The 7,914-nt window shown below is 50.7% G+C and carries 7 protein-coding genes; 5 read left to right on the top strand and 2 right to left on the bottom strand.

Annotation, left to right across the window (positions count from 1 at the left end; genetic code table 11):
* Nucleotides 1–846: PQQ-dependent sugar dehydrogenase (locus WBV75_RS06190; protein ID WP_424119770.1), on the top strand; the 846-nt coding region annotated here is incomplete at its 5' end.
* Between the two features lie 50 nt (nucleotides 847–896).
* On the opposite strand, the gene murQ is transcribed toward WBV75_RS06190, so the two are convergent.
* Entirely contained in the window at nucleotides 897–1,712 is an 816-nt protein-coding gene (gene murQ / locus WBV75_RS06185; protein WP_424119769.1) for an N-acetylmuramic acid 6-phosphate etherase, read from the bottom strand.
* A 2-nt stretch (nucleotides 1,713–1,714) separates the two neighbouring features.
* A complete protein-coding gene (locus tag WBV75_RS06180; RefSeq protein WP_424119768.1) occupies nucleotides 1,715–2,464 on the bottom strand; it encodes a DeoR/GlpR family DNA-binding transcription regulator in 750 nt (249 codons plus the stop codon).
* Nucleotides 2,465–2,626: 162 nt separating this feature from the next.
* Here WBV75_RS06180 and nagB point away from each other — a divergent pair, with 162 nt between their 5' ends.
* The 4 genes from nagB to WBV75_RS06160 all read left to right on the top strand — a co-directional run.
* Nucleotides 2,627–4,573 carry a glucosamine-6-phosphate deaminase gene (gene nagB / locus WBV75_RS06175; RefSeq protein ID WP_424119767.1) on the top strand — a complete coding sequence of 649 codons (1,947 nt, stop codon included), beginning with the start codon at nucleotides 2,627–2,629 and terminating at the stop codon, nucleotides 4,571–4,573.
* Nucleotides 4,574–4,582: 9 nt separating this feature from the next.
* Nucleotides 4,583–5,851: an MFS transporter gene (locus WBV75_RS06170; protein WP_424119766.1), complete on the top strand. Its 1,269-nt coding sequence runs from the start codon at nucleotides 4,583–4,585 to the stop codon at nucleotides 5,849–5,851.
* Nucleotides 5,841–7,436, top strand: coding sequence for a glycoside hydrolase family 3 protein (locus tag WBV75_RS06165; protein ID WP_424119765.1), 1,596 nt, complete (start codon nucleotides 5,841–5,843; stop codon nucleotides 7,434–7,436). The genes WBV75_RS06170 and WBV75_RS06165 overlap by 11 nt, the downstream gene beginning before the upstream one ends.
* Nucleotides 7,426–7,914: anhydro-N-acetylmuramic acid kinase (locus tag WBV75_RS06160; protein WP_424119764.1), on the top strand; the 489-nt coding region annotated here is incomplete at its 3' end. The genes WBV75_RS06165 and WBV75_RS06160, both read left to right, overlap by 11 nt.

Genomic DNA, 7,914 nt, shown 5'->3' with positions numbered 1-7,914 from the left:
CTCGATCTGGAATTGCACCCGAACTTTGTGGAAAACAGGTGGGTGTATATGAGTTACGCCTCGGAAGAGGGGCCTGAGAAAGGCGGGCATACCGCCATAGCCCGGGCGCGGCTTAACGGCAATCAATTCACTGATTTACAAGTGCTTTATAAAGCCGGCCCGAATACTACCAAAGGGCAGCATGTTGGATCCCGTATTGAATTCGACGACAACGGCTATCTCTATTTCACCATAGGAGAAAGGGGTGAACGAGATGTCAATCCCCAGGATTTATCGCGGGATGGGGGCAAAATTTATAGACTCCACGACGACGGTCGCATCCCCGCCGATAATCCCTTTGTCAATACTGCAGGGGCACTCCCGGCCATCTACACTTATGGAAACCGAAACCCCCAGGGGATGATTAAACATCCGGAGACCGGAGAAATCTGGATACATGAGCATGGCCCAAGGGGCGGCGATGAAATAAATATTGCGATTCCCGGCCGGAATTACGGCTGGCCCCTGGTTACCTATGGTATTAACTACAGTGGGACGCCGATAACCGATAAAACAGAAATGGAAGGAATGGAACCCCCTATTCATTACTGGGTTCCCTCCATCGCCCCCAGCGGCATGTGCGCAGTGACCTCCGACCGATACCCGGGCTGGAAGGGGAGTATACTGGTCGGATCCCTGTCGTTCCAATATCTGGAACGCCTTGAAATGGATGGCCGCCGTGTGCTGAAACGTGAGAAACTCATGGAAGATATCGGACGGGTTCGCAACGTCCGGCAGGGGCCGGATGGCCTGATCTACGTTGCCGTGGAAGGCAAAGGCATCTACAGGCTGAATCCTACATCCTAGTATAGACTCAAGAGGTAACCCGAAGGACAAAAGACCGGATGGGTCTGCTCTTATTTTTTATAATGCTCCAGGGCTTTTTGAACTGATCCAAATTGGGTTAGGGCCTCCCCCGCTTTTTCATATGAGAATCCCAAATGTTCCATCAAATATCGCGTCCCCCTGTCGATGAGTTTGTTGTTGCTCAATTGCATATGAACCATTTTATTCCCACTGACCCTGCCGATGCGAATCATCAGGGCGGTAGAAATCATGTTGAGGGCTAATTTCTGGGATGTACCACTTTTCATCCGGGTACTCCCGGTAACGAATTCGGGACCTACGGCAATCTCTATGGGGATTTCTGCAGCCCGGGCTAAAGGCGATCCCGGATTGTTGGTGATTCCCGCGGTCAGCACCCCGGCTTCCCGTGCCTTCCGGATACCCCCAACTACATAGGGTGTGGTTCCGGAGGCGGCTATCCCAACCAGTGTATCCAAATCACCAATTTTGTGGGCTTCCAGGTCCTTCCAGGCCTGATCTGCGTTGTCCTCTGCGTGTTCAACCGCTTTGCGAATGGCGCGGTCACCCCCTGCAATCAAACCGACAACGCGGTCGTGCGGCATACCGTATGTAGGAGGGATTTCTGAGGCATCCAATATCCCCAGTCGCCCGCTGGTACCTGCACCGATGTAAAACAAGCGTCCCCCGCTGAGAAACCGGGGTACGATAGCCTCCACGAGTGCCGTGATCGCCGGGAGGCATTTTCGAACCGCTAAAGCGACTTTCTGATCTTCATCATTGATGGATTGGAGTAATTCACCGACGTCCATCTTTTCCAGATGGTCGTAGTGGGAAGGAGACTCCGTAATTTTATCAAAATCGGACATAATTAGAGAATATGGATTTGATGACTTCGAAATGAATTCAAACGACTGGATTCCGGTTCCAGCTCCGTAATAATCGAATTTATAGCACTAATGTCACATGTGCGGTACCGGTGCTGAGAATTGAGTTTTTCCGAAATACACAACAGAACTACCTTGCGGGAGGCCTCTACTACCGCCTTCTTCACCTGGACCACATCCCAGTCAAACTCCGTAAGACCGTGAAGTGCATCTACATATCCCGTGCCAATAAAACCGTAATCCACATGGATGTCGGCAAGGGCATTCACAGCAGTAACCCCCGTAGTAATATGGGCCTCAGCAGAGACCTCGCCTCCAATGAGGATAACGCGCACACCAGGTTTGTTCTGAAGTAATAAAGCAACGGGGAGACTAATAGTAAAACAGGTGATCTGCAGTGTTTCGGGTAGCAAACGCGCCAACTCCTGGCAGGTGGTGCCTCCATCCAGAAAGATAACACTACCACTCCTTAAAATCCCCAAAGCTTTTTTGGCAATAACTATTTTCTCCGCAATAGCGTAGGTATTCGCATTGGCCGCCGCCGGGGCGATAAATCCGAGAGAGACCGCACCCCCGTGAACCTTTCTGAGTTTCTGAACGGCATCCAGTTCTTTTACATCCCTGCGCACGGTATCCACAGAAACCCCAAGCTGCTCAGCCAGATCCGTCAGCAAAACCCGGTTGTGCACTTCTACATCTCTGAGGATCATTCGTTGTCGTTCTTCTTTTAGCATAGGAAGTTTCCACAAAGATACAATTTTCGATTTTTTGCAAGTATAAAAAGGTATAAAAATATATTATTCCTTTAAATTGCATTTTATTGCACTTATACTTGCATTTTATTGCAATTATACAAACTAAGCCTTATTTTTGTCATTAACGAAAACCTTAATGTTATGCCAGACCTCTCCCCTGCCGCTGCCTCCTATCCGATTCCCAAGGACGAAGAGGCTTTTAAGTTTGAGAAGATACGCACCCACATATACGAGGACTCTGAATCCGCTTCCCTTTACGCCGCCCGGGAAATAGAATCCTTGATTCGTTCCCGGCAAAAAGAAGGTAAAAATGTCGTTTTAGGCCTCGCTACAGGATCCACCCCTACCCGACTCTACGATTTCCTGGTGCACTTCCACAAAGAAGAGGGCCTCAGTTTTAAAAATGTCCTCACCTTTAATCTGGATGAGTACTATCCCATGCAACCCGACTCCATACACAGTTATGTGCGCTTTATGAGGGAGCATCTCTTTGACCACATCGACATCCCTGCAAAAAACATTCACATTCCCGACGGGACACAGGAAAAAGAAGATGTCCGTGATTTTTGTCAGGCCTTCGAAGAAAAAATTCAAAAAGCAGGGGGGTTGGATATTCAAATTCTGGGTATCGGGCGTACGGGCCACATCGGCTTTAACGAACCAGGCTCCTCTCTGGGCAGTATCACCCGGATGGTACGCCTGGATCGGGTGACCCGTCTCGATGCAGCCAGTGATTTTTTCGGCCTGGAAAATGTTCCGGCAAAGGCCATCACTATGGGGGTTGGGACCATACTTTCGGCCAGGCGGATTATCATGATGGCCTGGGGTGAGGGGAAATCTGAGATCATTCAAAAGGCTGTGGAAGGAAAAATCAGGGAATCCGTACCTGCTACCTTTTTGCAGAATCACCCGAATTGCGAAGTACTTACCGACCGTCCGGCAGCCTCTGCCCTCACCCGGGTAGCTACACCATGGCTCGTTAGCGAATGTGATTGGGACGACACCCTGATTAAAAGGGCTGCCATCTGGCTTTCATACACCCTAAACAAAGCCATATTAAAACTGACCAATGAAGACTATAACGAATACGGCATGGGGAACCTCATTGCGGAAATCGGATCGGCAGAACATATCAATTTAAAGGTATTCAACGACCTGCAGCGCACCATTACCGGGTGGCCTGGCGGCAAGCCCAATGCCGATGACAGCAACAGGCCGGAGCGAAGCCAGCCTTTTCCCAAGCGGAGCCTGATCTTCAGCCCGCATCCCGATGACGATGTCATCTCCATGGGAGGGACACTACTGCGCCTTGTAGATCAGGGGCATGAAGTACATGTTGCCTATCAAACCTCGGGAAACATAGCGGTTTTTGACGACGAGGTGATTCGCTTCCTGGACTTCGCCACCGATATTCAAAAAGGCAATCAGGAACTACAGGATCAATTCCAGGAGGTGCGGAATTTTTTAAGTCAAAAGAAACCTGGAGAAGTTGACAGCACGGAAATACAGAATTTTAAAGCTTTGATCCGCAAAGGAGAAGCCCTATCTGCATGTCGCTACTGTGGGGTGCACGAAGCCCATGCACACTTTATGAACCTGCCCTTTTATCAGACGGGTACTGTAAAGAAAAAACCGCATTCTGAAGCGGATGTGACCCAAACCTACGAACTGCTGCAAAGCATACGGCCCCATCAAATCTTTGCCGCAGGCGATTTATCAGATCCACACGGCACCCACAGGGTTTGCCTCCAAATCATCTTTCAGGCATTGGATCGTTTGAAAATAGAGGGGGCCGAATGGTTGGACGATTGTTTTATATGGCTCTACCGGGGCGCCTGGCAGGAATGGGATATTGCAGATATGGAGATGTCTGTGCCCATTGGCCCAATGGACATGGAACGAAAAAAGAACGCCATTTTTAAACACCAGTCCCAGAAGGACAGCGCTATGTTCCCGGGTCACGACCAAAGGGAGTTTTGGCAACGGGCCGAGCAAAGAAACCGGGATACCGCCCGGAGGTACGATGCTTTGGGTCTCGCAGAATATGAAGCCATGGAAGGTTTTGTTCGGTATCATTTGAAAGCATAACTTCGGGGCATGACGCCTAAAGACAAAAAGGCCTGGTGGTGGGTCCCCAGCCTGTATTTTACCCAGGGCCTGCCTTATGTCCTTGTGGTTACCGTATCTGTTATCATGTATAAGCAAATAGGGCTGGGTAATGCCGAAATTGGCTTATACACCAGCTGGCTCTACCTGCCCTGGGTACTCAAGCCCCTCTGGAGCCCCTGGGTAGATTTAAAAGGAACGAAAAGGCGATGGTTTTTGTGGATGCAATTGCTCATCGCCCTGGCTTTATTCGGGGTAGGGCTAAGCGTTCCCACGGACGTCTTTCTCACGGCTACCCTGGCCTGTTTCTGGATGGCGGCCTTTGCCTCGGCCACAAATGACATCGCCTCCGACGGGTACTATATGATCGCCCTGAGTGAGAAAAAACAATCCTTTTTTGTAGGACTTCGAAGCACTTTTTACCGCCTGGCCATGATAACCGGGCAGGGCCTTATTGTAATTCTGGCCGGTTTTCTGGAACAGCGTCTGGGGGATCCGGCACGAGCCTGGTCTGTTACCATGGTGTTTACTGCGTTTCTAATGCTCCTGCTAACGGTTGGCAATTTTTTTGCCACCCCGGTCTATGAGGTCAACCGGACCCCGGAAGGAGGCCAGGGATTTGTCAAGGTCCTGCGCGATTTTTTTCTCAAACCGGGCATTGGCTGGGCCATTGCCTTTATCTTATCCTATCGGCTCGGGGAATCCCAACTGGTCAAGATGGCGGCTCCCTTTTTGCTGGATACCGACAGTGCAGGGGGGCTAAACTATTCCACAGAAGCAGTCGGCACTATTTATGGGACCCTGGGGATCCTTTTTCTCTCGGCCGGGGGAATTCTCGGGGGTATACTCATTTCCAGGGACGGCTTGAAAAAGTGGATGCTTCCCATGCTCCTGGCCCTGAACTTACCCAATTTGTTATACGCCCTGCTGGCGTGGACTGGGGAAAATAGCCTGTGGGCCGTAAGCGGCACCGTAATTCTGGAGCAGTTTGGGTATGGTTTTGGATTTGCAGCTTTTCTCATCTACCTGATCTATATTTCCCAGGGGCCTTATAAAACAGCGCATTACGCCCTGGCAACCGGTTTTATGGCCCTGGGGATGATGCTTCCGGGAATGGCCAGTGGTTTTATACAGGAATCCCTGGGGTATCCCGGTTTTTTTCTCTGGGTTGTGGCAGCTGCCCTTCCTTCTCTCATCCTCTTGAAATACATCCGGTATCCCCGGGATTTTGGGAAAAAATCGGCCGAAAATGATGTCTGAATTTCCCGCATATGACGAGATTAAATCCCAGCTAAACCTCGGTGAAAAAGTGGGGCAACTCTTTATGCCTGCGGCCTTTATCAATGACAGTGAGGCTGAGATTGAAAAATTGGAATCCCTCATAGAAAAGGGACAGGTTGGGGGTTTGTGCTTTTTCCACAGCCGCGCAAGTGCAGCCACAAACTTCGAAGGTCCTAAAGAAATCCCCTATAACGAAAACAGCCTGGGCCGTCTCCAACAGCTTATCGAACGCTATCAGAGATCGGCGAGATATCCCCTTTTGATGGCTATCGATGCGGAGTGGGGGCTGGCTATGCGCGTTGAACGCGCCCCTCAATATCCCTATGCCCTTACCCTCGGTGCCCTGAACCGTTCCTCAGAAAACCTGCTCTACGAGCTTGGACTTCGTATGGCCCAGGATTGCCGTGAAGTGGGAATTCACCTCAACCTGGCACCTGTAGTGGATATTAACACCGATCCGGAGAACCCGGTCATCGGATACCGCGCCTTTGGAAGCGATCCGGAGGCCGTAAGCCGTAAAGCAACCCTCCTGCACCGGGGCCTGGCAGACGGCGGGATTCTGAGTTGTGCCAAGCACTTTCCCGGCCACGGGGATACCGCGGTGGATTCACATCTGAACCTGCCGGTATTAGACAAGGGCCTTGCGGACCTTGCAGACGAGGAACTCCTTCCTTTTAAGGCCCTGATTGAGGCCCATGTACCTGTGATCATGACGGGGCATTTGTCTCTGCCCCAGCTCGATCCTTCGAGCCTTCCCGCTAGTTTATCCCAACCAATCATCCGTGTACTCAGGGACATGAAATTTGAAGGGGCCATCATTACAGACGCCTTAAACATGCATGCCCTCAAGGGTGTCTCGGCACAGCCTGAAACCCTGAATTTACGAGCCATTCAGGCGGGTAATGATATATTGTGCTATGCAGAGCGGATTCCGGAGAGCATTGAGCTCATCTTAAATGAAGTGAGCGGCCCGCGAATTGAGGCTTCCTTTAAAAGGATTTGGGACCTAAAATCCCTAGCCTTCCTGGGTACATCAGAATTCATCGCCTCAAAGAGCGACCCTGCTGCTTTAAACCCTCAACTGGCCCGGGAGTGTCTTATTGAATTAGGCGATGCTCAGGCGGCAGATGCTGCATTCAGGAAAGAAGGCTTTGAGTTGATTGCCATAGGTCAAACGCCGGAGGTTTTTGTCAAAACACTTCGGGAAGTTCACGATTTTAAAACATATACCTGTTCCTCGGGAGTCGGATTTTCAAAAGACACGGGGGTGCAGTCGCAAAACATCCTGCTCACCCTGCAGCCCCCTCATATGAAGCCTAAAGACTTCTTTGGATTACCTTCTACACTCCTCAATGAACTAGCGGTGTTGAGTGATGAAAAGAACATCGTTCTTTATCTTTTTGGAAATCCGTATGTGCTCGCAAAACTGCCATTGAATCTCTTTAGTGGGGTGGTTTGTGCTTTTCAATCCCAGCCTGTTTTTCAGGAAACGGCCGCAGAGCACTTTTTAGGGCGTATCCAGGCGAAAGGCGAAATCCCTATAGAGCTCGATTATGACAACTAAAAATACATTTCAGATATTGGGTATGATGTCGGGGACTTCCCTGGACGGCCTGGATATGGCATTGTGCTCTTTCCACCGGGAAGGAACTTCCTGGTCTTATCAGCTGATCCGTTCCGGGTATGTGGACTACCCTCAGGCGCTGAGATCACAACTCGAAAATTCGATAGGGCTTCAAGCCACGGACCTCCTGGCGCTGGATGCCCGATACGGGGCCTGGTTGGGGCAGCAGGCCGCTGCTTTCCTGGGACCCGATTCATCGACCCTGGATGCGGTGGCCTCCCATGGCCATACGGTACACCACAGGCCGCAGCTCGGTTTTACATTTCAGTTGGGAGCACCTCAATACGTGGCCCTTTCCAGCGGATTGCCCGTCATTGGAGATTTCCGTTCGGGCGATATTGCCCTGGGCGGACAGGGAGCCCCCCTGGTACCTATCGGAGACCGGTTGCTGTTCGGTACTTATGATTTTTGCCTGAAT

The sequence above is a fragment of the Robiginitalea sp. genome (assembly GCF_049588695.1).
In the GTDB taxonomy this organism is placed as follows: Bacteria; Bacteroidota; Bacteroidia; order Flavobacteriales; family Flavobacteriaceae; genus Robiginitalea.
The sequence above is the reverse complement of the archived record's forward strand: the minus strand, read 5'-3'. Positions and strand labels throughout refer to the sequence as shown.